This is a genomic window from Streptomyces sp. SDr-06 (assembly GCF_003324565.1).
Lineage (GTDB): Bacteria > Actinomycetota > Actinomycetes > Streptomycetales > Streptomycetaceae > Streptomyces.
The window spans coordinates 192,016-215,406 of sequence record NZ_QOLA01000012.1; the positions used below are offsets into that span (position 1 = coordinate 192,016).

General features: G+C 71.9%; 20 protein-coding genes. 7 read left to right on the forward strand and 13 right to left on the reverse strand.

Annotation, left to right across the window (positions count from 1 at the left end):
• Positions 1–360: 360 nt before the first annotated feature.
• Together typA and DT019_RS23940 are read right to left on the reverse strand one after the other, a co-directional pair.
• The gene (typA, locus tag DT019_RS23935) at positions 361–2,268 is read right to left on the reverse strand and encodes a translational GTPase TypA (RefSeq protein WP_114038944.1); all 1,908 of its coding nucleotides are present in this window, start codon (positions 2,266–2,268) and stop codon (positions 361–363) included.
• 291 nt (positions 2,269–2,559) lie between these two features.
• Entirely contained in the window at positions 2,560–4,893 is a 2,334-nt protein-coding gene (locus DT019_RS23940) for an ABC transporter family substrate-binding protein (RefSeq protein WP_114038945.1), read from the reverse strand.
• Positions 4,894–5,211: 318 nt separating this feature from the next.
• On the opposite strand from DT019_RS23940, the gene DT019_RS23945 reads away from it, so the two are divergent.
• From DT019_RS23945 to DT019_RS23960, 4 genes are read left to right on the forward strand one after another with little or no spacing between them, the layout of a single operon-like run.
• A complete protein-coding gene (locus tag DT019_RS23945; protein WP_114038946.1) occupies positions 5,212–5,508 on the forward strand; it encodes a hypothetical protein in 297 nt (98 codons plus the stop codon).
• Positions 5,509–5,526: 18 nt separating this feature from the next.
• The gene (locus tag DT019_RS23950; RefSeq protein ID WP_114038947.1) at positions 5,527–6,357 is read left to right on the forward strand and encodes a hypothetical protein; all 831 of its coding nucleotides are present in this window, start codon (positions 5,527–5,529) and stop codon (positions 6,355–6,357) included.
• Positions 6,358–6,359: 2 nt separating this feature from the next.
• A complete protein-coding gene (locus DT019_RS23955) occupies positions 6,360–8,288 on the forward strand; it encodes a fumarate reductase/succinate dehydrogenase flavoprotein subunit (protein ID WP_114038948.1) in 1,929 nt (642 codons plus the stop codon).
• Complete coding sequence (locus DT019_RS23960) at positions 8,285–9,055, forward strand: succinate dehydrogenase/fumarate reductase iron-sulfur subunit (protein WP_114038949.1); 771 nt, start codon at positions 8,285–8,287, stop codon at positions 9,053–9,055. The genes DT019_RS23955 and DT019_RS23960 overlap by 4 nt, the downstream gene beginning before the upstream one ends.
• 7 nt (positions 9,056–9,062) lie before the next feature.
• On the opposite strand, the gene DT019_RS23965 is transcribed toward DT019_RS23960, so the two are convergent.
• The 7 genes from DT019_RS23965 to DT019_RS24000 form a co-directional block, all read right to left on the reverse strand.
• On the reverse strand, positions 9,063–10,100 hold the full coding sequence (locus DT019_RS23965; protein ID WP_411292725.1) for a hypothetical protein: 1,038 nt from the start codon (positions 10,098–10,100) through the stop codon (positions 9,063–9,065).
• A gap of 792 nt (positions 10,101–10,892) precedes the next feature.
• Positions 10,893–13,430: a SpoIIE family protein phosphatase gene (locus DT019_RS23975; RefSeq protein ID WP_114038950.1), complete on the reverse strand. Its 2,538-nt coding sequence runs from the start codon at positions 13,428–13,430 to the stop codon at positions 10,893–10,895.
• Between the two features lie 168 nt (positions 13,431–13,598).
• The gene (locus tag DT019_RS23980; protein WP_114038995.1) at positions 13,599–14,003 is read right to left on the reverse strand and encodes an ATP-binding protein; all 405 of its coding nucleotides are present in this window, start codon (positions 14,001–14,003) and stop codon (positions 13,599–13,601) included.
• Between the two features lie 124 nt (positions 14,004–14,127).
• Positions 14,128–14,529 (reverse strand): (deoxy)nucleoside triphosphate pyrophosphohydrolase, encoded by a 402-nt coding sequence (locus tag DT019_RS23985; protein ID WP_114038951.1) that lies wholly within the window; start codon positions 14,527–14,529, stop codon positions 14,128–14,130.
• A 53-nt stretch (positions 14,530–14,582) separates the two neighbouring features.
• A complete protein-coding gene (locus DT019_RS23990) occupies positions 14,583–14,765 on the reverse strand; it encodes an SPOR domain-containing protein (protein ID WP_114038952.1) in 183 nt (60 codons plus the stop codon).
• 205 nt (positions 14,766–14,970) lie between these two features.
• Complete coding sequence (locus DT019_RS23995; RefSeq protein WP_114038953.1) at positions 14,971–15,723, reverse strand: GntR family transcriptional regulator; 753 nt, start codon at positions 15,721–15,723, stop codon at positions 14,971–14,973.
• A 156-nt stretch (positions 15,724–15,879) separates the two neighbouring features.
• On the reverse strand, positions 15,880–17,127 hold the full coding sequence (locus tag DT019_RS24000; RefSeq protein WP_114038954.1) for a DUF4190 domain-containing protein: 1,248 nt from the start codon (positions 17,125–17,127) through the stop codon (positions 15,880–15,882).
• 82 nt (positions 17,128–17,209) lie between these two features.
• Here DT019_RS24000 and DT019_RS24005 point away from each other — a divergent pair, with 82 nt between their 5' ends.
• Positions 17,210–18,406, forward strand: a complete 1,197-nt coding sequence (locus DT019_RS24005; protein WP_114038955.1) for a serpin family protein — start codon at positions 17,210–17,212, stop codon at positions 18,404–18,406.
• Between the two features lie 13 nt (positions 18,407–18,419).
• Here the strand turns inward: DT019_RS24005 and DT019_RS24010 are convergent, their stop codons facing one another.
• The 3 genes from DT019_RS24010 to DT019_RS24020 form a co-directional block, all read right to left on the reverse strand.
• Positions 18,420–18,902, reverse strand: a complete 483-nt coding sequence (locus DT019_RS24010; protein ID WP_114038956.1) for a cupin domain-containing protein — start codon at positions 18,900–18,902, stop codon at positions 18,420–18,422.
• Positions 18,903–18,991: 89 nt separating this feature from the next.
• Positions 18,992–19,840: a carbon-nitrogen hydrolase family protein gene (locus tag DT019_RS24015; RefSeq protein ID WP_114038957.1), complete on the reverse strand. Its 849-nt coding sequence runs from the start codon at positions 19,838–19,840 to the stop codon at positions 18,992–18,994.
• Positions 19,841–19,883: 43 nt separating this feature from the next.
• Entirely contained in the window at positions 19,884–20,330 is a 447-nt protein-coding gene (locus tag DT019_RS24020; RefSeq protein ID WP_189389873.1) for a MarR family winged helix-turn-helix transcriptional regulator, read from the reverse strand.
• Positions 20,331–20,460: 130 nt separating this feature from the next.
• Here DT019_RS24020 and DT019_RS24025 point away from each other — a divergent pair, with 130 nt between their 5' ends.
• Both DT019_RS24025 and DT019_RS24030 read left to right on the forward strand, forming a co-directional pair.
• On the forward strand, positions 20,461–21,468 hold the full coding sequence (locus DT019_RS24025; protein WP_189389875.1) for an SMP-30/gluconolactonase/LRE family protein: 1,008 nt from the start codon (positions 20,461–20,463) through the stop codon (positions 21,466–21,468).
• 130 nt (positions 21,469–21,598) lie between these two features.
• Positions 21,599–21,784, forward strand: a complete 186-nt coding sequence (locus tag DT019_RS24030; RefSeq protein ID WP_114038958.1) for a hypothetical protein — start codon at positions 21,599–21,601, stop codon at positions 21,782–21,784.
• Between the two features lie 83 nt (positions 21,785–21,867).
• On the opposite strand, the gene DT019_RS24035 is transcribed toward DT019_RS24030, so the two are convergent.
• A complete protein-coding gene (locus tag DT019_RS24035) occupies positions 21,868–23,172 on the reverse strand; it encodes a cation:proton antiporter (RefSeq protein WP_114038959.1) in 1,305 nt (434 codons plus the stop codon).
• Between the last annotated feature and the right edge of the window lie 219 nt (positions 23,173–23,391).

Below are 23,391 nucleotides of genomic sequence, written 5' to 3' on the forward strand. Positions count from 1 at the left end.
GAGCTCAATGGAGCCAACTATTAAGTACGGCCGGGCTGTAAACCACACTTAAAGGGTCTCGTTTTGACAACATCAGTACCGGTCAACGGCCCGAAATCCGGACAAAATGAGCACAGACAGACACACCCGAAACGGACCGTTAACACATCTTCCGGAGAGCGACGGTCGATATCCGAACAGCGTGCCGGTTAAAACAACTTGACCGTAGAGGGCTTCCGGCACCGTTCACCGAGCTCTTTGACGGTCCTTTGAACTTGATCACCCGCACGTGCGCCCGGCGCCGCCCGGACCCGGCGCCAACGCCGAAGGCCCGGCCCCGCGGAGTTCGCGGAACCGGGCCCTCAGGGCGTACGGGGTGCGTCAGTTGCGCTTGGCGCGGGACGCGGTGCGGCCGCGCTCCTTGGCGTCCAGGACGACCTTGCGGATGCGCACGGCCTCCGGGGTCACCTCGACGCACTCGTCGTCGCGGCAGAACTCCAGGGACTGCTCCAGGGAGAGCTTGCGCGCCGGCACCACGTTCTCGGTGTTGTCGGCGGAAGCGGCACGCATGTTGGTGAGCTTCTTCTCCTTGGTGATGTTCACGTCCATGTCGTCGGCGCGCGAGTTCTCGCCGACGATCATGCCCTCGTAGACCTCGGTGCCGGGCTCGGTGAACAGCACACCGCGCTCCTGGAGGTTGATCATCGCGAAGGGGGTGACGGAACCGGCGCGGTCGGCGACGAGCGAACCGTTGTTACGGGTCGTCAGGGTGCCGAACCACGGCTCGTGGCCCTCGTGGATCGAGTGGGCGATACCGGTGCCGCGGGTGTTCGTCAGGAACTCCGTACGGAAGCCGATGAGGCCGCGGGACGGGACGACGAACTCCATGCGGACCCAGCCGGAGCCGTGGTTGGACATGTTGTCCATGCGGCCCTTGCGGACGCCCATGAGCTGCGTGACCGCGCCCATGTGCTCCTCGGGGACGTCGACCGTCAGACGCTCGACCGGCTCGTGCACCTTGCCGTCGACGAGCTTGGTGACGACCTGCGGCTTGCCGATGGTGAGCTCGAAGCCCTCGCGGCGCATCTGCTCGACGAGGATCGCGAGCGCGAGCTCGCCGCGGCCCTGGACCTCCCAGGCGTCGGGACGCTCGGTGTCGAGCACGCGCAGCGAGACGTTGCCGATGAGCTCGCGGTCCAGGCGGTCCTTGACCTGGCGGGCGGTGACCTTGCGGTCCTTGACGGTCGCCTTGGCGTCCGCGCCCTTGCCGGAACCACCGCGGCCGACCAGCGGCGAGGTGTTCGTACCGATGGTCATGGAGATGGCCGGCTGGTCGACCGTGATCAGCGGCAGCGCGATCGGGTTCTCCGGGTCGGCCAGGGTCTCGCCGATCATGATGTCGGGGATGCCCGCGACCGCGCAGATGTCACCGGGACCGGCCACCTCGGCCGGCTTGCGGGTGAGCGCCTCGGTCATCATCAGCTCGGTGATGCGGACGTTGGAGATGGTGCCGTCCCGCTTGATCCACGCGACGGTCTGGCCCTTGCGCAGCTCGCCCTGCTCGACGCGGAGCAGCGCGATGCGGCCGAGGAAGTTGTCGGCGTCCAGGTTGGTGACGTGCGCCTGGAGGGGGGCGGTCTCGTCGTACTCGGGGGCCGGGACGTGCGACAGGATCGTCGAGAAGAACGGCTCCAGGTTGTCGCTGTCGGCCGGGACGGTGCCGTCCTCCGGCTTGGTCAGCGACGCGACGCCGTCACGGGCGCAGGCGTAGACGATCGGGAACTCGATCTGGTCCTCGTCGGCGTCCAGGTCCAGGAACAGGTCGTACGTCTCGTTGACGACCTCGTCGATCCGGGAGTCCGGGCGGTCCGTCTTGTTGATGCAGAGGATGACGGGCATCCGGGCCTGGAGCGCCTTGCGGAGCACGAAGCGGGTCTGCGGCAGCGGGCCCTCGGAGGCGTCCACGAGCAGGACGACCGCGTCCACCATCGACAGACCGCGCTCGACCTCGCCACCGAAGTCGGCGTGGCCCGGGGTGTCGATGATGTTGATGGTGATGACGTCGCCGCCATCCTTGGGGTGGTACTTGACGGCCGTGTTCTTGGCCAGGATCGTGATGCCCTTCTCACGCTCCAGGTCGTTGCTGTCCATCATGCGGTCGTCGAGCGACTCGGCGGCGTGCGCGGCGAAGGCACCGGCCTGCTTGAGCATGGCGTCGACCAGGGTGGTCTTGCCGTGGTCGACGTGGGCGACGATGGCGACGTTACGGATGTCGTGGCGCGTGGGCATACTGACTGGCGCTTCTCTCGATCGTGGGATCAGGCGTCTGACGCGGTCGAGTCCTCGTCCGCCCGCCGGGCAGACAGGCCACGGCTGCCTCCCATGGTACGGGGCCGCCGCGCCAACGGCCTCCCGGGCCGGATTCTGCCGATCTTGAGCAGGGGGCTACGTCATGATTGAGCCTGGGTCAGGGGCGTGTACGACCTTGCCCGCCGGTGGGGCCGGCGGGCAAGTGACTTGAGCAGGTTCTGAGCTTCGGGCCATACCCCCGGCCCGCTTCTGACCTGCTGGTTTCCCTTTCTACTTCTTGGTGTTCGCCGACCCGTCGGGCGCCGTTTCCGGCTTCTTGAACCCGATGTCCTGGAAGTGCGGGGCGGCGAAGCCGAAGGCCCCGGCATTGGCCACGTTCGGCTTCACGGCGACCAGCTGCGGACGCTGGTAGAGGGGAATGGAGCCGGCCGCCGCCCAGATCCTGGCGTCGGCCTTCTGGACCAGGTCGCGGGCCTCGTCCTCGTCCAGCTCGCCGGCCGCCTGCTCGAAGAGCTGGTCGATGTGGTCGGTGCCGACCCGGCTGTAGTTCTGTTCGACGAGCAGCGAGCCGTCGGCGGCGGGCTCCGGCTTGGCGAAGATCGGCCGGTCATCGGTGGCCGGATAGGCGGTGCCGGGCCACGAGTAGAGGGCCAGGTCGAAGTTGCCGGAGGCGATGTGGTCCTTGAAGTAGCTGTCGTCGGCGACCTTGACGATCTCGGTGTTGATGCCGACGTCCTTCAGCATGGCCACGATCTTGTCGCCCACCGCGCGCAGCGACTCGGAGCCGGGCCCCGAGGGGAGCACGAAGCGCAGGGTGAGCGGCTTGCCGTCCTTGCCGAGCGGGCCGCCCTGGGCCGGGGCCGCGGTGCCCTTCGGGGCGTACGCGCCCGGGGCGCCGCCGCCCTTCAGGCGCGCCTCGGTCTTGGTGTTCCTGTCGGCGGCCTTGCGGGCCTGCTCGGCGGGCTCGGTGTCGAAGACCCTGGCCTGCCGGAGCAGCGCGGCCTGCTGGAGGCCGGCCGCGCGGGCCGGGGCGAGCACATACGTACCCGATCCTGCGCCGGAGCCCGCGCTGCCCGGCTTGTCGTCGCCGACGATGTAGGTGCCCTCGTCGTTGGGGTGGTTGCCGGTCGCCTGGCGCTTGCCGTCGTCCTCCTGCTCGCCGTCGGCCGCGCTGCCCGCCTTGGCGGTGTCCTGCTTCGGCTTCTGCCGGGCGCCGCCGACCGTCCACCCGGCGTCGGCGAGCAGCGCCCGCGCCTCCTTCTCGTCGTGACTGCCCAGCGCGTCGCTGCTGTCGGTGTACGCGTCCTGCCCGGCGAGGGCGAGGTGGCTGCCGGGGGGCTGGGCGGGCAGCCCCAGCGGCTTGAGGACCGCCTCGGCGATCTCCTGGCGGTTGAGCGCGCGGGCCACGGCGCGCCGCACCCGCTCGTCGGACAGCGGCCCGGAGGCGCCGTTGATGGCGAGCTGGGTGTAGGCGGGCTCCAGCGTCTTGCGGATGGTGAGGCCGCGCAGCCCTGCCTGCTCCCTGGCGTACTTCTCGATGGCGGCCCGGCTCTCCTGGCGCGCCTCCCGCTCGGCCTCGGCCTTGTCGTCCTCGCCGCCGTGGGCGATCGCCCAGGAGCGCAGCGCGGAGGCCGGGGTGACGGCGGCTCCGGGGCCGTGGGTGACCGCCTGGCCCTGATCGCGTTCGGCGAGCTTGATGCGGTCGGCGTCGGCCCGGTCGATCTCGGCGATGTCGACCGTTCCCGCGGCGAGCGCGGCGGCCCGCTTGTCGCGCGGCACGGCCTCCAGGACCAGCGTGTCGAGCTTGGCGGGATGTCCCCACCAGCGCGGGTTGCGCTCCAGGGTGACGGTCCCCTTGGCGCGGTCGGCCTCCTTGAGCCGGAAGGCGCCGGCGGTCGCCTTCAGCTTCGTACGGGCGCCGTCGTTGAAGGCGTCGGGGGTGCCGGTGACGTCCTTGGGGTAGAGCGGGCTGAACAGGGAGCGCCAGTCGGCGTACGGCTTGGCGAAGGTGACCTTGACCTCCAGGTCGTTGGCACCCTTCTCGATCTTCTCGATGCGCTCGTAGCCGGCGTTGCGGGCGGTCCAGTAGGCCGAGTCCTTGCCGCTCAGCGCGCGCCACTGGGCGACGAAGTCGGGGGCGCCGATCTCGCGGCCGTCGCTCCACACGGCCTTCTGGTTGAGCTTGTAGAGCACGACCTGCTTCGGCTCGCGCTGGACGACCTCGGCGGACTCCAGGTAGTCGGCGTTGCGCTGGGGCCGGCCCCGCTCGTCCAGGGTGAACAGCGCGGGCAGCACCGCCTGGGCGACCCGCTGGGTCGCGGTGTCGGCGTCGGCCTGGAAGGTGTTGAGCGTCTCGGGCATCGCGTCGACGGCCCACTTCAGGGTGCCCCCGTCGGCGACTTTCGGCCGGGCAGCGGCCCCGATGTCCTGGGGCGCGGCTCCGACCGCGGAACCGCTGTCGGCGGAGCCGCAGCCGGTCAGCACGGGGAGCGCGAGCACCCCGGTGGTCAGGAGCGCGACGGAACGCGACCGGACGGAGGCCGCGGTCCGGATCGCCGCGAGGATCCGGGTCGCCTTCCCGTTCGGGTCACCGACGTGGGACATGGCTTGTACCTCTTCGTCAGATTTATGGGATTTGATGCCATTTCGCGATGATCACACGTATCCCAGCCACTGAAGAGGACGGTCCCGCCGCCGGGGCGGCGACACGGCGCACCGGGCCCCGAACCCCACCCGTGCGGCCGAACGCCCCCGCGAACCCCGCCGGCCCGGCCGGAAGGGGGCGGCCCGCTCCATAGGGGGCGCGCCGCGATTGCGCAACCCCACAACCCTGTGCACGCACCTTCACAACCGCGCATGTGAGGCGCGACACTCTCAGGCGCATGAACATTGCCACCCGCTCCGGCGAAAGGCGGGCAAGTCATGTCCCTGCAGGATGAGTTGACGGCGGCTCAGCGCTGCCTCGACGACCTCGTACGCACCGTCGGGCGGCTGGAGAAACAGGTCGGGGACGGCCTGGACATCCGGCGGGTGCGGACCGACGCCGACCATCTGCGCGAGAGCCTCGCACTGCTCCGCGAGGCGGCCCCGCCCGGCGGCGCCCCGGCCCGGCCCGACCTGGTCACCATCCCCGACACCCCGTACGACACCTCGCTCTGGACCGATTCGGACGACGAAGGGCTCGGGAGCACCCGGTCCCGCGGCCGGCGCACCCCCTGACCTCCACGGGAGCCACTCTTGGCCACAGGCACGGAACCCTCTCCCCCGGCGGGGGCGAGCACCGGCGTCCACGACGCCTCGCGCGCCGCGATCGCGCCCCGCCATCTGCGGACCGACCGCTGGTGGCTGGCGCCGGCCGTCACCGCGGCGGGACTGCTCGCCTTCATCGCGTACTCGACCTGGCGGGCGTTCGCGAACGCGGACTACTACCACGCGCCCTATGTCTCGCCGTTCTACTCCCCGTGCCTCGCCGACAACTGCGCACCGATGCGGCACGGCCCGAACGCGGACGTCTTCGGCAGCTGGTGGGGCCTGTCCCCCGCGCTCCTGATCCTGATCTTCCCGCTCGGCTTCCGGCTGACCTGCTACTACTACCGCAAGGCGTACTACCGCGGCTTCTGGGCCTCGCCGCCCGCCTGCGCGGTGGCCGAGCCGCACAGGACGTACTCGGGCGAGACCCGCTTCCCGCTCATCCTGCAGAACGTCCACCGGTACTTCTTCTACTTCGCGGTCCTGGTCGCCGGGGTCCTGACGTACGACACGGCGCTCTCGTTCCGCGACGAGCACTACCGGTGGGGCCACATGGGGCTCGGCAGTCTGGTGTTCCTGGTCAACATCGCGCTGATCTGGACGTACACCCTGTCCTGCCACTCCTGCCGGCACATCATCGGCGGCCGGCTGCGGCACTTCTCCAGGCATCCGGTGCGCTACCGGCTCTGGGGTTGGGTCGGCAAACTGAATGAGCGTCACATGCTGCTCGCCTGGGCGTCGTTGATCAGCGTCGCGCTCGCCGACTTCTACGTGTACCTGCTCGCCACCGGGGCGTTCGACGATCCGAGGTTCTTCTAGACATGACACAACTCGAACGACAGCAGTGGGACGTCGTCGTGGTGGGAGCGGGCGGGGCGGGGCTGCGGGCCGCCATCGAGGCGCGGGAGCGGGGCAAGCGTACGGCGGTGATCTGCAAGTCCCTCTTCGGCAAGGCCCACACCGTCATGGCGGAGGGCGGGATCGCCGCCTCCATGGGCAACGTGAACTCCGGCGACAACTGGCAGGTGCACTTCCGCGACACCATGCGCGGGGGCAAGTTCCTCAACCAGTGGCGCATGGCGGAGCTGCACGCCCGCGAAGCACCCGACCGTGTCTGGGAGTTGGAGACCTGGGGCGCCCTGTTCGACCGCACCGCCGACGGCCGGATCTCGCAGCGCAACTTCGGCGGCCACGAATACCCGCGCCTCGCACACGTCGGCGACCGTACCGGACTCGAACTCATCCGCACCCTCCAGCAGAAGATCGTGAGCCTCCAGCAGGAGGACAAGCGGGAGTTCGGGGACTACGAGGCGCGCCTGAAGGTCTTCCAGGAGTGCACCGTCACCCGGGTCCTCAAGGAGGGCGAGCGGGTGGCCGGGGCCTTCTGCTACGAGCGGGAGAGCGGCCGGTTCTTCGTCCTGGAGGCCCCCGCGGTGGTGCTCGCGACCGGGGGCATCGGCAAGTCGTTCAAGGTGACGTCCAACTCCTGGGAGTACACCGGCGACGGCCACGCGCTCGCGCTGCTCGCCGGGGCACCGCTCCTGAACATGGAGTTCGTGCAGTTCCACCCCACGGGGATGGTCTGGCCACCGTCGGTGAAAGGCATCCTGGTCACCGAATCGGTGCGCGGCGACGGCGGGGTGCTGAGGAACTCCGACGGCAGGCGCTTCATGTTCGACTACGTGCCGGACGTCTTCAAGGAGAAGTACGCGGAGTCCGAGGAGGAGGGCGACCGCTGGTACGAGGACCCGGACCACAACCGGCGCCCGCCCGAGCTGCTCCCGCGCGACGAGGTCGCCCGGGCGATCAACGCCGAGGTCAAGGCGGGCCGCGGCTCCCCGCACGGCGGCGTCTTCCTGGACGTCTCCACGCGGATGCCCGCCGAGGTGATCCGGCGCCGGCTGCCGTCCATGTACCACCAGTTCAAGGAGCTGGCGGACGTGGACATCACGGCGGAGGCGATGGAGGTCGGGCCCACCTGTCACTACGTGATGGGCGGCATCGCCGTGGACTCCGACAGCGCGGCGGCCCGCTCGGTGCCCGGCCTGTTCGCGGCCGGTGAGGTGGCGGGCGGCATGCACGGCTCCAACCGGCTCGGCGGCAACTCGCTCTCCGACCTCCTGGTCTTCGGCCGCCGGGCCGGGCTGCACGCCGCCCGGTACGCCGACTCGCTCGCCGCCCGCCCGGTCGTGGACGAGATCCAGATCGACACGGCGGCCGCCGAGGCGCTGCGGCCCTTCAGCGCCGAGGCCCCCGAGGACGGCTCGCCCATCGAGAACCCGTACACCCTGCACCAGGAGCTCCAGCAGGCCATGAACGACCTGGTCGGCATCATCCGCCGCGAGGGCGAGATGCACCAGGCGCTGCGCAAGCTCGCCGAGCTCCGGGTCCGGGCCCGGCGCGCGGGGGTCGAGGGGCACCGCCAGTTCAACCCGGGCTGGCACCTCGCGCTCGACCTGCGCAACATGCTGCTCGTGAGCGAGTGCGTGGCGCGGGCCGCGCTGGAGCGCACCGAGAGCCGCGGCGGCCACACCCGCGAGGACTGGCCCGCCATGGACCGCGCCTGGCGCCGGGTGAACCTGCTGTGCCACCTCGCCGACCCCACCGAGGGCCTGGCTCCCCCCGACCCCGAGCGCGGCCAGATCAGGCTCGCCCGCGAGGAGACCGACCCCGTCCGTGCCGACCTGCTCTCCCTCTTCGAGAAGGAGGAGCTGGTCAAGTACCTCGCCGAAGAGGAGCTCTACGAGTGAGTACGTACGATGCGAGCTTCCGGGTCTGGCGGGGCGACACCGGCGGCGGTGAGCTCACCGACTTCACGGTCGAGGTGAACGACGGCGAGGTGGTCCTCGACATCATCCACCGCCTCCAGGCGACCCAGGCCCCCGACCTCGCGGTGCGCTGGAACTGCAAGGCGGGCAAGTGCGGTTCGTGCAGCGCCGAGATCAACGGGCGGCCGCGGCTGATGTGCATGACGCGGATGTCGGTGTTCGGCCGCGAGGAGGTCATCACGGTGACTCCCCTGCGGGCGTTCCCGGTCGTCCGCGATCTCGTCACCGACGTGTCCTTCAACTACGCGAAGGCACGCGAGGTCCCGGCGTTCGTGCCGCCCGAGGGGGTGGCCGCCGGGGAGTACCGGATGCAGCAGATCGACGTGGAGCGCTCGCAGGAGTTCCGCAAGTGCATCGAGTGCTTCCTGTGCCAGGACACCTGCCATGTGGTGCGCGACCACGAGGAGAACAAGGCGGCCTTCGCGGGACCCCGCTTCCTCATGCGCGTCGCGGAGCTCGACATGCACCCGCTGGACGCCGCGTCCGAGGCGGGCCTGGACCGCAAGCGCACCGCGCAGGACGAGCACGGGCTGGGCTACTGCAACATCACCAAGTGCTGTACGGAGGTCTGCCCCGAGCACATCAAGATCACGGACAATGCGCTGATCCCGCTGAAGGAGCGGGCGGTGGACCGCAAGTACGACCCGCTGGTGTGGCTGGGCAGCCGGATCCGCCGCCGGGATTCGTGACGGTGCCTCAACTCTGCGGCCGGCTCCAGCCCTTGCGGTAGGCGGCCCAGTCCTCGTCGCGCTCGGCGAAGTCGACGTAGAGGGCGACGCCGAAGTGCTGGCGGTGGCGGTCGGTGCGGGCCAGGCCCAGACGGGCCCCGCGCACGGCCGCCTCCACCGTCTCGGCGGAGCCGTGGTGGGACATGCTCTCGTCGTCGTAGAACGGCAGCCCCATGAGCAGGTCGGTCTCCTTGGGGGTGACCTGGAGGGCCAGCGCGGTCTGGCGGGCGACATAGCCGCCGTACAGGCTCTGCACGGGCATCGCGGTGTCGTACGACATGACGGCGATCTGGTCCACCCGGCGGGCCACCTGGCCGAAGTAAGCCTGCGCCCACCACTTGCCGTGACCGGTGAGGCCCTCGGCCGCCGAGTGCAGGGCGGGCAGCGGGTCTATCTGGTGCGCGGCGACGGAGAGCAGGGCGCCGCGGGGCCGGGTCAGCGCGTGCAGCGAGTCGAGCAGGGTGAGGTAGTCCTGGTCGCCGGAGGGCAGCGGCTCCAGGTCGACGTGGACGCCGTCGAAATGCGCGCCGTCCAGCACCTGGCGGGCGGTCGTGACGATCGTCGTGCGGGTCGCGCTCTCGTGGAGCCGCAGCCCGACGGGCCCCTCACTGGCCAGCTGGTCACCGAGCCAGGCCTGGACGCGCACGTCGGGCAGCCTGCGGTGCACGCCCTCCACCAGCCAGCGGGCCTTGGGGTAGCGGGCGGCGGGCAGGGTGCCGTCGTGGTCGAGCGGGCCGGTGTGCACGTAGAGGTCCCTGATGCCGCTGCCGCGCAGTTTCGCCGCGAACGCGTCGAGGTCCTTGTCGGTCTTGCGCCCGTCGACCCAGGCGTGCCCGAGCCAGTACGCGTCGTGACCCCGGGTCCTGGTGTCCCCGCCGGGCGCCCCCGCGTACTGGGCGCGCAGGGCGACTCCGGCCGCGGCGACCAGCACGACGAGGGTCAGGGTGGCGGCCACGAGGGTGCGCCGGGTCCATCGGCCGCCCCGGCCGCCCCACCAGGTCCGTATCCCACCCACTCCGCGGCCTCCCCCTCCGGTGCGCTGCCCCCAGATTAGCGACCCGGCTCCGCGGGGGGCGCGGGGGTGGGCGGACTGGCCCCACCTTGGGCACTCGGGTCCGCGCGGGCCATGCGGACCGTGCTGGGTTGCTTGCGCCCACGCGGCGGAGCCGCACGATGTCACAGCCCCGCGCCCCTGGCAGGGCTGGGGGTGGGCCTTCCCCGCGCGGCGGAGCCGCACGATGTCACAGCCCCGCGCCCCTACGGCGGGTTGGGGAGGTGGGTGGTTTCCGGTCGCGGGGGGCCTGTTCCAGCCATACGCTGGCAAGCGTGATGCCGCCCGTCGCAAGAGCGAGGCAGCGAGCCGCTCTGGTCGGGCTCGCTGCGCTGGGCTGGGTGCTGCTCGGCGCCACGGCCGCTTCCGCCAACAGCACGCATGATTCCGGGGGTTGGGCAGGGGATCTGGTCCTGCCCGTGGCCGTGATCGTGGTGGCGGTCGCGTCAGCGGCGTACACGTACCTGAAGAGAAAGCGCCGAACCCACACCCGCACCACCCCGGCCCACAGCCACCGCCCCCCGGGACCGGACGGAGACACGTAGGCACCGGCAACCTCCCGAGGCGACCCCGACCGCAACCCCGCCAGGGGCGCGGGGAACTGCGCGAACGGCCCCCACCGGCCCGCAGCCGAAGCACCCGCCCCCGGGGCTCATCACAGCAAGCCCAACCCCAACCACCCCAGGGGCGCGAGGAACTGCGCGAACGGCCCCCACCGGCCCGCAGCCGGAGAACCACCCCCAGGGCTCAGAACATGCTCAGAATCTGCTCCTCCGTCAGCTCCGCCGGAGCCGACCCCCCGTCCGGGAGGGCGAGTTCGAACCACACCGTCTTGCCGCGCGGCGTACGCCGCGCGCCCCACGCCGCGCTCAGCAGACCGACCAGTTGCAGGCCGCGGCCACCCTCGTCCGTGTCGCGGGCCCGGCGGCGCCGGGGCTGGACCAGGCCCGCGTCCCACACCTCGCAGACCAGCGTGCGGTCGCGCAGGAGCCGGAGCCGGATCTCCCCGTCGCCGTAGCGAAGCGCGTTGGTGACCAGCTCGCTGACCAGCAGCTCGGTGGTGTCGACGAGGTCGTCCAGGTCCCAGGCGAGCAGTTGGGTGCGGGCGAGTTCACGGGCCCGCCCCACCGAGCGGGGCTCGCGCGGCAGCCGCCAGTCGCCGACCGCGTCGCAGGGCAGACCCTGGATGCGGGCGAGCAGCAGGGCGATGTCGTCCTCGCCGTGCCGGGTGTCGAGGGAGCCGAGCACCTGGTCGCAGACGTCCTCCAGGGGCCGGTCCGGGTCGGTGAGGGTCTTGCGGAAGGCGTTGAGCCCCTCGTCGAGCGGATGGTCGCGCGATTCGACGAGCCCGTCGGTGTAGAGGGCGAGCAGCGCGCCCTCGGGCAGATCGACCTCGACCTCCTCGAAGGGCTCGCCGCCGACGCCGAGCGGCAGCCCGGGCGGCACGTCCAGGAGCATCGCGGGCTCGCCCGGATCGTCGCCGGGTTCGACCAGGACGGGCGGCAGGTGCCCGGCGTTGGCGAACGTACAGCGCCGGGTGACCGGGTCGTAGACCGCGTACACACAGGTCGCGAGGTAGACCTCGGAGAGGTCGGCGTCGCGGGACTTGTGGGCGACCCGGGAGGCCTGCTGGCTGCCGCCGGGGGTGCCGAGGCCGCGGGCGATCTCGTCGAGGTGCGAGAGCACTTCGGCCGGTTCGAGGTCGAGCAGCGCCAACGTCCGTACCGCGGTGCGCAGTTCGCCCATGGCGACGGCGGCCCGCAGTCCGCGGCCCATGACGTCGCCGATGACGAGCGCGGTGCGGTGGCCAGGCAGTTCGATGACGTCGAACCAGTCCCCGCCGACCTCGGACTCGGCGTTGCCGGGCAGGTAGCGGCAGGCGATGTCGAGCCCGGCGGCCTCGGGGTCGCCGGGCGGCAGCAGGGAGCGCTGGAGGATCAGCGCGCGCTCGTGCTCCCTGCGATAGAGACGGGCGTTGTCGATGCAGACGGCCGCGCGCGAGGCGAGCTCGGTGGCGAGCGCGCGGTCGCGTTCCCCGAACGGCTCGCTGCCCTTGGCGCGGGCGAACTGCACGAGGCCGACGACGGTGTCGTGGGCGACCATCGGCACGGCGAGGATGGTGTGCACGAGCCCGCCCTCGCCGCCCTTCACGGTGTGCACCCGGGCGGTGCGCAGGGCGCTCGCGTACGGGGAGTGGAACCGGTAGCGGTGGACGTCGCCCACGCCCACCTCCCGTTCGCCGCCGACCAGCGGACCGTCCGACACGGCGCTCGCGAAGGCGACCCGGCGAAGTTCGCCGCGCCCGTCGGCGGGCCCGGAGGCGGGCTCGTCGCCGGAGAGCAGGGTCTGGTAGAGGTCGACGGAGGCGAGGTCGCAGAAGCCCGGGACGGTGATGTCGAGGAGTTCGCGGGCGGTGGTCTCCAGGTCGAGGGTGTTGCCCATGCGGGCGCCCGCCTCGTTCAGGAGGGCGAGGTTGCGGCGGGCGTCGGCGGCCTCGCGGGCCGCGTTGTGACGGCGGGTCACGTCGATCCCGAGGCCCGCGACGCCGATCGGGCGCCCGGTGCCGCTGTGCACCCGGTAGAGGTTGATGGACCAGTGCCGGCGGTCGCTGCCGCCGGGGGCCGAGCCCACTATCTGCAGGTCGGTGACGGACTCCCCGGTGTCCAGGACGCGTTGCAGGGCGGCGGACATCCGGTCGGCCTCGGGGCGCGAGAGGTAGTCGTGGACGGTGTGACCGCGGTGCTCCTCGGGAGCGCCGCCGAACACGGTCGCGAAGCGCCGGTTGGCGCGCAGCACGGTGAGGTCCGTGCCGAACAGCAGGAAGCCATAGGGAGATTGACCAAAAATTGCCTGCGAGGCGGCCAGGTCGGTCTCGATGCCGCGCAGAGCGCGTACGTCGACGACGATACAGAGGGCCGCGCGTTCGTCGGCGGCCGTCCGGCTCGGCATGACATAGAGCTCGGCGAGACCCCGGGCCCGTTCGTCACCCTCGGGGGTCGGCATGCGGAACGGGACCACGCCCGTCCACTCCTTGCCGTCCAGGATCTCGGCGACCCGGCGGTGCCCGCGCGGACGCAGTTCGGGGGGCATGAACGCCTCGACGGGATCGCGGCCGATCACGGCGGACGCGGCCAGGCCGAACTGCTCCTCGGCCCGCAGGCTCCACTGCTCGATCAATCCGTCCGGCCCGATCGAGAACGAGGCGACGCGGATGTAGTCATAGATCGAGCCAGGCGGGCTGCTCTGCCACACGACATCGCCAGCCGTCTCAGGTATCTCGCTCACGCGACCGTCCCCTCCAGCTCACCGCACCGGACCGGCCTTGACCGCAGTATTCAGCACTACGGCCCCAGCCGACACGGCGTTCACGATCACATCCCGGTCTCGTTCTTTTCCAGCCGTTCCCGGCCGGGTCGCGAACCCGGTCCCGTGATCGTCCGTCCCTCCCTCCTTCTAACCATGCAGAGCCAGCTCGAACCACACGGTCTTACCTGTTCTGCCGCGACGGGTTCCCCAGCGGCGGGCGGAACAGGCCACGAGCTGGATGCCCCGGCCTCCCTCGTCGTCGATTCCGGCCGTGCGTTCGACCGGCGGATCCGGAAGCGGATCGGAGACTTCCACCAGCAGGGTCGTGCCGTCGAGCCGGTCGAGCCGGACCCCGATGGGCCCCGACGCGTAGCGCAGCGCGTTGGTCACCAGCTCGCTGACCAGGAGGACCGCCACGTCCACGGCCGCCGCGTCGAGGGCCCAGCCGCGCAGGGCGTCCCGGACGGCGTGCCTGGCGGTCCGTACGGCCCCCGGTTCAGCAGGGAAGGTCCACTCGGCGCACTCGCCCGAGGTGTCGATCACGCCGATCACCCGCATCCGATGGTCCGGGGGGTTTGTAAACGATTAATAGGCACATACCCGATATTTGGTACGCCCTATCCCCAAGTGGGGCGGATGGCGGCACCAGCCGCGGCGCTCGGCCCGTGGAACACCTCTAGTGGCGCAGTGTCCCGAGGATGCGCATGGCCTCCGCGACGGCGGGGCGGTCCTGGGGCAGCCAGTCGACGGCGTCGGCCTCGTCGGGCGCGAGCCAGCGCAGTTCGTCGTGGTCCTGGAGGGGGCGGGCCTCGCCGTCGAGCAGGCGCGCGGTCCATGCGTGCAGGACGAGTCCGGGCCTGAGCGGCCACTCCCCCGCGATCCGTTCCAGCGGCTCGGTCTCGATGCCGAGTTCCTCGCGCAGTTCGCGTACGAGGGCCTGCTGCGGGCTCTCGCCCTCCTCCACCTTGCCGCCGGGCAGCTCCCAGCGGCCGGCCAGCTCGGGCGGGGCGCTGCGGCGGGCGGCGAGCAGGCGCCCCTGGTCGTACACGGCCCCGGCCACCACCACGGTCTCGTTCATGCGCCGGAGCGTAACGCGCTCCCCCGAGCCGGCCCGCATCCTCCCCGTGGGGGCTACGGCTGGGCGGAGGCGCCGATCCGCTCGATCCAGTAGAGCTGCTTGTGCCCGCGGGCGTCGAGCCGGTCCGCGATCTGCTCGGCCTCCGCACGCGTGGCGTACTTGCCGACGCGGTACTGGTTGCCGTTGTCGTCCTGACGTATCACCTGCCAGGCGAGCACGGCCCCACTGTCGTTCATCGCATCTCTCCCGGCATCGGCGTGCAGGTCAGTAAGCATCCCCAGGAAACCGCAATCCGCATATGCCCGAGCCTACGCCTGACCTTTACTCAGCGGATACGTGTTTACACAAAGAGATACGAATTCGGTCAACGGCGGCACATGCGAAAGGGGGCGCACCCCTGAGGTGCGCCCCCTTCATCCGCCGTTCGCCCGGCCGGGCCCGCTATTTCACGGGCAGGTGGTAGGCGATCCGGTAGCGGTCGGCCGGGACGACCACGTCGGCCGTCTCCACGGCGAGCCCCGAGGCGTAGTACGTCCGCTCGATGACCAGCACGACATGGCCGGGAACCCCGCCGAGGGCGAGCAGTTCCTCCGCGAGCCCGGGCCGCGCGCCGACCTCCTCGACGACGTTGTCCACCACGACGTCGATCGCGGCCATCCGCTCGACCACCCCGCAGCCGCCGAGCGGCCCCTCCTCGGGCAGCATCACCGGGGTGCGGCCGGTGACGGACAGCGGCTCCCACGAGGTGGACAGCATCATCTGCTCGCCCGCGTCGCGGAACACGTACCGCGTGCGCATGACACGGTCGCCGACGCGGATGCCGAGCCGCTTGGCGATCTCGGCGGTCGCCTCCTCCTGTTCGCTGCGGGACTCCCAGGTGCCGCGCGCCGCCTCCTCGGCCTGCTCCTGACGGAAGGGGCTCGCGCCCGTCGTGGGCCGGTAGCCGGAGCGGGCGACCCGGCGCGGCACCGGGCGCTCGCGCACATAGGTGCCCGAGCCGGAGCGGCCCTCGACCAGGCCCTCGGCCATCAGCACCTTGCGGGCCTCCAGGGCCACGGTGTCCGAAACCCCGTACTCCTCGCGGATCCTGGCCTGGGAGGGGAGCCGGGTGTGCGGCGGCAGCGAACCGTCCACGATCTTCTGCCTCAGATCGCCGGCTACGCGCAGATAGGCGGGCTGCTCACCGAATGTCACGGGCCACTCCCATCAGGTTGACAGACTGCAACAGCGTGGCAACCGTGGGTTGGCGACCGCAAGCAAAGGCCAGACATTCACTCGAAGTGATGACACGCCTTCACCCAGGGCGTACCCGCGGTACAGCGGGTACGTTCTGCCCTTCCCGAGACCTTCTCAGACGCTTTTGGAACCACCGCTTCCGGAACCGCTCCCGCTGCCCCCGCCGGTTCCGCCCCCGCTGCCGCCGGAGTGTCCCTCGGTGGACGGCGGGGTCGTCGCGAGGCCGAGCGCGCGGCGGGCGGCGATCTCGTCGGCCTGCTTCATCGCCTTGTCGGCGGCCCCGGAGTGCAGGTAGAAGGCGTCGGCGTCGGTGGCACCCGACGCCTGTACCCACTCCATCTGCGCGGCCTTGAGGTCGTTGAGGTACGGCTGCACCGACGCGAGCTTTCCGGGCGCCCAGGTGTGCGCGCCCAAGTCCTGTGCGCCCAGGCCCAGTACGCCGGTCATCTCCCCGGCCCACTTGCGGAACCCGGGCAGGTCGTCCTCGACCCGGTCCTCGTCGGGCGCCTTGGCCAGGGTGCGCTCCACGTCGTTGGCGGCCTTCAGGAACGCGATCTGGTCGGCGTCGAGCGTGGCGGCGTCGTTGCGCACCGAGCCCTCCAGCTTGCCGGCCGCCGAGGCGAACGCGCAGGTGACGCTGTGGTCGCCGAGCGACCAGCTCTTCCGGCTCGGCGTGTAGTAGTAGGGCTCCGCCTTGGCCGGGATCTTCCAGCTGTCCATGGCGTACGCCTGCTCCACGTCCCAGCACCGCGTCTCGGCCTCGCTGGAGATGGCGGCCGCGCCCGGGTAGGCGCCGTTCTCCTTCAGCCGGAAGGACCCGGACACCTCGCCGTCGTGGCGGCCGGCGCACGGCACGATCCGCACGGAGGCGACCTCGCGCTCCAGCTTGCCGCCCGGCACGTCGAAGCAGTCGCCCTTGCGCAGGTCGAGGGTGTTGCGCGTCGAAGTGGAGCTGTTCCAGCCGTCCTTGAAGCTCTGCCAGCCGTCGGCCAGGCCGCCGGTCGCGATCGACACGATCAGCAGCAGGGTGCTGATCGTCGAGAGCACGACTCCGGTGACGGCCATGCCCTTGCCGCGCTGCCCCTTCTTCTTGATCTGCCCGAGCGCGAGCGCGCCCAGGAGCAGACCGAGCGGGGGGACGCAGCACACGATGCCGGCGACGAGGGAGCCGACGGCCAGGCCGCTCACGGGCGGCCGCTGCGGCGCCGGCGGATACGGGTACCAGGGCCCGCCGTTCACCGGCTGCCCCGGGTAGGGACCGGGGTGTCCCCCCGGCGCCTGGTGGGGCGCCGACCAGCCGTACCCCTGCCCCGGTTGCGGCTGCTGGGGCTGCCCGGGCGCGGGCGGCGGCGGTATCTCCACGGGTACGGTGCTCCTCGGGCTGTGCGAACGGTTGCGCGAATGCGCATCGTACGCGGGCGACCACGGGGGAATGAGGGGCGGGATGGCATCCGGGGCTGCCGCGATTCAAGCGGCCAACGCGCTGACGGCACGGTGGGCAGGCACCCACGCGGGCACCACCGACACGGTCTTCTCGGCCGCCGGTGTCTGGCCGCTGCTCGCCCTCCTCGCGGCCGGTTCGCACGGCCCGGCGCGGGCCGAACTGGCCGACGCGGTGGGCCTGGACCCGGCGGAGGCGGCCGGCGAAGCCCGCGAGTTCCTGGCCCACGTCGGCGCGGTCCGCGGGGTGCACGCCGCGACCGGGCTGTGGACCAGGCGGTCCCTTTCGCTGCGCCCCGAGTGGTCGGCCGAGCTGCCCCCGGGCACGCACGAGGTGCTCACGGGTGACCCCGTACGCGACCGCGCGGCCCTGGACGCCTGGGCGGCGCGGCACACGGACGGGCTGATCGAGGCCATGCCGGTGGCGCTGGGCGAGGACACCGAGCTGGTCCTCGCGGCCGCCCAGGCGGTAGGGACGCAGTGGCTCAAGCCCTTCCAGGAGGGCGTCGTGCAACCGGAGTCCGGGCCCTGGGCGGGTCGTGAGCTGGCCTCCCTGTCCCGCCGCACCGCGCTGCTCGACCGGGTCGCGGTCGCCGAGACCGCCCACGGCCCGCTGACCGTGCTCAAGGTCCTCGGCGACACCGGGGTGGACGTCCATCTCCTGCTCGGCACAGCTGAGTTGACGGCCGGTCAGGTCTTGTCCGGCGGTGTCGACGTCCTCGCGGGGCGCTGCCCGGTCGTGCCCGGAGACCGCCTGATGTACGGCGCGGTGGGCCCCGGCCTGACCGTGGAGAACGTGCGGAGCAGCAGCCGCGAGCCCCAACTCGACGTGACGACCGTACCGTTCGAGCTCCGCGCCGAGCACGACCTGCTGGCCTCGGCGCGGCTGTTCGGCCTGGCGGCCGCGGCGAACGTCACCGCCGGGCACTTCGACGGCATCAGCCCGGATCCACTCGCCGTCGGTTCGGCCCGCCAGGCGGCCCGGGCGAGCTTCACCGCACTCGGCTTCCGCGCCGCCTCCGTGACCGCCGTCGAGATGTACGCGGGCGGCATACCGGCTCCCCCGCCCCACCTCGTGCGCCGGATCGAGGCGGTCTTCGACCGGCCCTTCGGCTTCCTCGCCGTGCACCGGACCTCGCGTCTGGTGCTCAGCGCGGGGTGGGTGGCCGAGCCCGCTCCGTACGTCTACGACGCGTACTGAGCGGGCGGCCCGGCTAGTCCGTCCAGTACGTGTCGTGCTTCAGGAAGAACTCGGTGCGCTCCTGCGGGCTCAACTGCCCGACCTGGCCCACCTTTTCGAAGTACTCCTCGCGCGGGGCGCCCGGCGCGAAGAGCAGCAGCATCGAGGCGGCCGCGTCGGAGTCGTTGCGGAAGCCGTGCAGGCCGCCGGTCGGGACGTACAGGAAGTCGCCCTTCTCGGCCTCGATCCACTGCTCGCCGTCGTACAGGCGGACCGTGCCGTCGAGGATGAAGAAGGTCTCCGAGATCGTGCGGTGGAAGTGGGTGCTGGGGCCGCCGGCCCGGGCCGCCAGGTCGAGCCGGTAGAGCCCGAACTCGCCCTGCGTCGACTCGGTGGTGGCCAGGTAGTGCGTACGGCTCCCGTTCGGCGCGGACAGCTCGGCGGGGGTGTCCGCCGGCCGGAACACCGCGTTGACCTCCCCCTTCTCGCCGAAGTACCTGGGCTCCGGATACGACATGACGCGGCTCCTCGTGATCGGGGTCGCCCCCACTCTGGCGCATGCGGGCCGCGCCGGACAGGGGGTTTCCCCGGCGGCGCGGCGCCCGTCTACCCCGTCGGCGCCGTCCGCAGGGCGGTGCGCGCCGCCGCCCCCGTGTCGTGCAGGTCGCGCAGCATCGGCTCCGCCTCGCGGGCCGCGTGCAGCCGGTCCGGGAGCAGGTCGGCGAAGACGAGTTCCTCCTCGGTGGGGCTGCCCTCGGCGACGACGCGGCCGTCCGGCCCCCACACCGCGCTGCCTCCGCAGGCACGCCATCCCCCGGTCGTCCCGACGTGGTTGGCGAGCACCGCGTACACGGTGTTGTCGAAGGCCCGCGCCGGGAACCAGATGCGGGACTCGTGATGGCCGTTGCCCTCGCCGAACAGGGCGCCCACGACGTACGCGTGGCAGCCGTCGAGCGCCGCCGCGCGGGCGTGCTCGGGGAAGCCGGAGTCGTAGCAGACCCCCAACCCCAGCCGCCAGCCGTCCACTTCGAGGGTGGCCCCGGCACAGCCCTGCCGGTAGATCGGCCGCTCGTGCTGGAACAGGGTCTGCTTGTCGTAGCGTCCGACGACGCCCGTTCCATCGACGATCAGGGCCGACACGTACAGCTCCGCCTCGTCGCGGACGGCGGCGCCGACCACGGCGGTGACCCCGCTCGCCGCGCAGGCCTCGGCCACCGGTGCGAGCCGGGGGTCGTCCGGGGCGACGGCGCAGCGTTCGGGATCGGCGCAGATCAGCTCGGGCTCGTAGCCGCTGAGGAACTTCTCGGGGAACACGACGACGCGGGCTCCGCCGTCCCCGGCGCCGCGCACCATCCGGGCGACGGTGGCCGTGTTGGCCTCGACCTCCCCCGGGACGGCCTGCGCCTGTGCGGCGGCGATACGAAGGGGTGCGTCGGGCAGCTGGAATTCGATCACGGACCTCGACCCTACCTCGTGCCCCCGCTGGCGTATGAGCCGGTCAGGCGCTCGGACGCTCCTTCTCCAGGAGCGCCACGCACCGCCCCAACAGTCCGATGAGCGACGCGCGTTCCGCGTCGGTGAACTCGGCGGCCAGCGCCCGCTCGACCCGTACGGCCCGTGCGTCCGCGTCCTCCATCACCGTGCGGCCCGCCGGGGTGAGCCGGGTCTCCAGGACGTTGCGGTGCCAGGCGTGCGGGGTGCGCTCGATGAGGCCGCGCTCCTGGAGGTTCTTCAGGACCGTGTTCATGGTGGGCGGCGTGACCCCGCAGAGCCGGGCCAGCGCGGCGGCCGAGATCCCTGGGCTCTCCTCCAGGTGAAGCAGCGCCGCGTACTGCGCGACGGTGAGTCCGGCGGGCTTGAGGACGGCGTGCTTCGTGGCGCTGAGGGCCTGCTCGGCCCGCTTGAGATGCGCGCCGAGCCGCTCGGCCGCGGGCAGGGAGGTCATCTCCGCATGCTACCGGCCGCCCTCCGATGAGCACCCGCTCGTGGATTAATCCATTGACGATCATTAGGGCTCTAACTTAGATTCCTACCCATCCGATCATTCGACTCGCTTCACGACCGAGAGGCACCCCGTGTCCCGTTCGACCCAGCGCCGTCGCGCCTCTGCCGCCCTGACCGCCGCCGCGGCCGTCCTCGCCGTACTGCCGCTCACCGGCACGGCCCAGGCGGCCCCGGCCCACCGGCCCACGATCTCCACCGCGTACCAACTCCCGGGCGCCCGCGCCTACCCCGAGGGCATCGCCGCCGACCCGCGCACCGGCGACGTCTACGTCGGCTCGTACACGACCGGCGCCGTCTACAGGGCGACCCCCGGACATCGCGCCGCCGAGGTCTTCCTGCCCGAGGGCACCGACGGGCGGCACACCGCCAACGGCCTGAAGGTGGACCGGGCGGGGCGCCTGTGGGTGATCGACTCGACGGCCGGCGTCACCGTCTACGACGTGCGCACCCGCACCCTGCTGGCCCGCCTCGACCTGCCCGCGGACGGCAGCCGCTTCCTCAACGACCTGGCCATCGGACCCGACGGCACCGCCTACCTGACCGACAGCGTCCGCCCCGTGATCTACCGGGTCACCCCGGCCGAGCTCGCCGCCACCGAGGCACACGGCGGCCGGGGCGTGCTGAGCGCGCCCTACGACCTGTCCGGCGCCGTCCCCGCCCATCCGGCCGGCAGCTTCACGCTCAACGGCATCGTCGCCGACCCGGCGGGACGCTTCCTGCTCGCCGTCGACATGACCGGCGGCGGCCTCTACCGCGTGGGCCTCGGCGACGGAAAGGTGAGCCAAGTCGCGCTCAGCGAGGGCGACTTGGTGAACGGGGACGGCCTTGAACTGGCCCACGGCACGCTGTGGGCGGCGCAGAACAAGACCAACACCCTGACCCGCTGGCACCTCTCGGCGGACGGCACCTCCGCGCACCTGGAGCGCCGGATCACGGACGCCTCCCTCCAGGTGCCGACCACCCTGGTCCACACCGGCGGCCGCGCGCTGGTGGTCCGCTCCCAGTTCGACAAGGGCGGCCCCATGGGCCCCGGCGCCCCCGAGACGCCGTTCACGGTCGCGTACGTCAAGGGATTCTGAGGCCCGGTACGGTCAGTAATCGTCGGACATGCGCGGAATGTCCCTCCGTGCCACGCTGGTCGAGGCCCGGAGGAGCCGCGGGAAAGGCCCCGGCTCCCCGCCCCCTCACACCCCTGTAGGAGTGAACCAGATGGGCATCAAGGACCAGTTCGACGACAAGGCGCAGGAGCTCAAGCAGAACGCCAAGCAGGCGATGGGCTCGAAGAAGGACGAGGCGCAGGACCGGGCGCGCCAGGCCCAGGACAAGGGCCAGAGCGAGAGCCAGCGCGCCCAGCAGGAGGCGCAGGACCGCTTCGACCAGGACTACGACATCTGACGCGAAGCCCCGCCCCGCCGAAGCGGCGCACCCGCGGCACCGGGTGCGCCGCTTCGGCGTGCGGGTGGGGGCGGGGCGGGTCTTTACGGGGCGTTCGGCCCTCGGGCACCGCCTTCTGTCGCCACGGCTTCTGTCGCAACGGCGAGCGCCCCGATCGCGAGGTGGCTCTCCTTCCGGTCGAGGAGACCGAGGAGGGGCCCCGTCATGGCCGTCGTCGTGAGCGCCATGACGATCAGCGCGAGGACGAGGGGGCCCGTCAGGATTCCGGAGCTCAACCCCGCCTGGAGGACGACGAGTTCGGTGAGCCCGCGGGTGTTCATCAGGACAGCGACCCTGCGCGCCGCCGCCGGGGGCAGCCCCCCGCGTCGGGCCCCCGCATAGCCGCCGATGCCCTTGCCCGCGCAGCCGAGCACGACGGCGGCGACGATCAGCGGCCAGGAGGTGTCGGCGAACGAGCCGGTGAGCACGGTGATCCCGGTGACCACGAAGAAGGCCGGGGCCAGCGCCTTGCCCAGCCGGGCCACCGACGTCACGGGCCGCTCCCAAGGTGCGTTCTCGCCCCGCGGGATCGCGAAGCCCACCAGCGCGGCGCCGAGGATCGCGGTCATCCCGAGCCGCTCCATGGCGAGGGCGACCGCGAGGGCCGTCGCACCGAGGGCCACCGCCGCGGTGCGCGGCGCCCCTACGCAGGCGGTACGGGCGATCCGGGTGCGCAGGGCGAACCGTACGGCCAGGGCGCATCCCGCGCCGAACGCGAGCGCCCGCGCCGAGTGCAGCGAGCCCGCCGGGCTCCCCTTGCCGAGGCCGATGGCGAGGGTGAGCAGGAGCCAGCCGACCGCGTCGAGCACGACGGCCGCGGCCAGCGCCGTCCGCCCCGCAGCCGACCGCGTCATCCCCCGGCCCGCCAGGATCCGGGCCATGACGGGCACGGCGGTGATGGACATCGACACCGCCACCATCAGGACGAAGGCGGGGAGCGGGGCCCCGCCCCGCGCCGCGCGGTCGTCGGTGACGATCACGAGCCCCGCCAGGAGCAGCCCGGTCACCAGCGGCGGCACCAGGGCCCCGGCCGCCACCCACAGCGTGCCGCGGCGCGACGGCCCGCTGGATTCCGCCCCCAACCGGTGGGCGAGGCCGACGAGGAACAGGACGAGTCCGGCCTGGGACACCAGCTTGACCACGCCGAACACCGGCCCCGGCAGCACGGCGTCCAGGCCGGGCCGCCCGAACAGCACGATCACGGCAGGCCCGGACAGCAGGCCCACCCCGATCTCCCCGACGACCTCGGGCTGCCCCAGCACCCGGGCAACAGCCCGGCCCACCCGGGCGACCAGCAGGATGCCGACGAGCACCACGAGGACATGGGCGAGAAGCCTCAGCGTCTCCATTCCGCGCCCCTCCGTCGCCCGCTGCCGCAACTCCCCGTCGACAGCAGCCCATCCCAGCCTTGGCGGCATCCAACACGGATCATGCCCAGCAGAACACCGCGACGACAGCAGGTGGGCAGCGCTTGGAAGTACGGGCGGCACTTTCGGAAGTCGGGAGGTGGACTTCCGCACCTTCCGGAACCGCCCGGGGACGCCGGTCCTGGGTGTCCTGCCGCTTGG

Bases quoted from the DNA above. Each gene is read 5' to 3' on its own strand.
- typA (WP_114038944.1), bottom strand. From the start codon at position 2,268: ATGCCCACGCGCCACGACATCCGTAACGTCGCCATCGTCGCCCACGTC.
- DT019_RS23940 (WP_114038945.1), bottom strand. From the start codon at position 4,893: ATGTCCCACGTCGGTGACCCGAACGGGAAGGCGACCCGGATCCTCGCG.
- DT019_RS23945 (WP_114038946.1), top strand. From the start codon at position 5,212: ATGTCCCTGCAGGATGAGTTGACGGCGGCTCAGCGCTGCCTCGACGAC.
- DT019_RS23955 (WP_114038948.1), top strand. From the start codon at position 6,360: ATGACACAACTCGAACGACAGCAGTGGGACGTCGTCGTGGTGGGAGCG.
- DT019_RS23985 (WP_114038951.1), bottom strand. From the start codon at position 14,529: ATGAACGAGACCGTGGTGGTGGCCGGGGCCGTGTACGACCAGGGGCGC.
- DT019_RS23990 (WP_114038952.1), bottom strand. From the start codon at position 14,765: ATGAACGACAGTGGGGCCGTGCTCGCCTGGCAGGTGATACGTCAGGAC.
- DT019_RS24005 (WP_114038955.1), top strand. From the start codon at position 17,210: ATGGCATCCGGGGCTGCCGCGATTCAAGCGGCCAACGCGCTGACGGCA.
- DT019_RS24010 (WP_114038956.1), bottom strand. From the start codon at position 18,902: ATGTCGTATCCGGAGCCCAGGTACTTCGGCGAGAAGGGGGAGGTCAAC.
- DT019_RS24020 (WP_189389873.1), bottom strand. From the start codon at position 20,330: ATGACCTCCCTGCCCGCGGCCGAGCGGCTCGGCGCGCATCTCAAGCGG.
- DT019_RS24030 (WP_114038958.1), top strand. From the start codon at position 21,599: ATGGGCATCAAGGACCAGTTCGACGACAAGGCGCAGGAGCTCAAGCAG.
- DT019_RS24035 (WP_114038959.1), bottom strand. From the start codon at position 23,172: ATGGAGACGCTGAGGCTTCTCGCCCATGTCCTCGTGGTGCTCGTCGGC.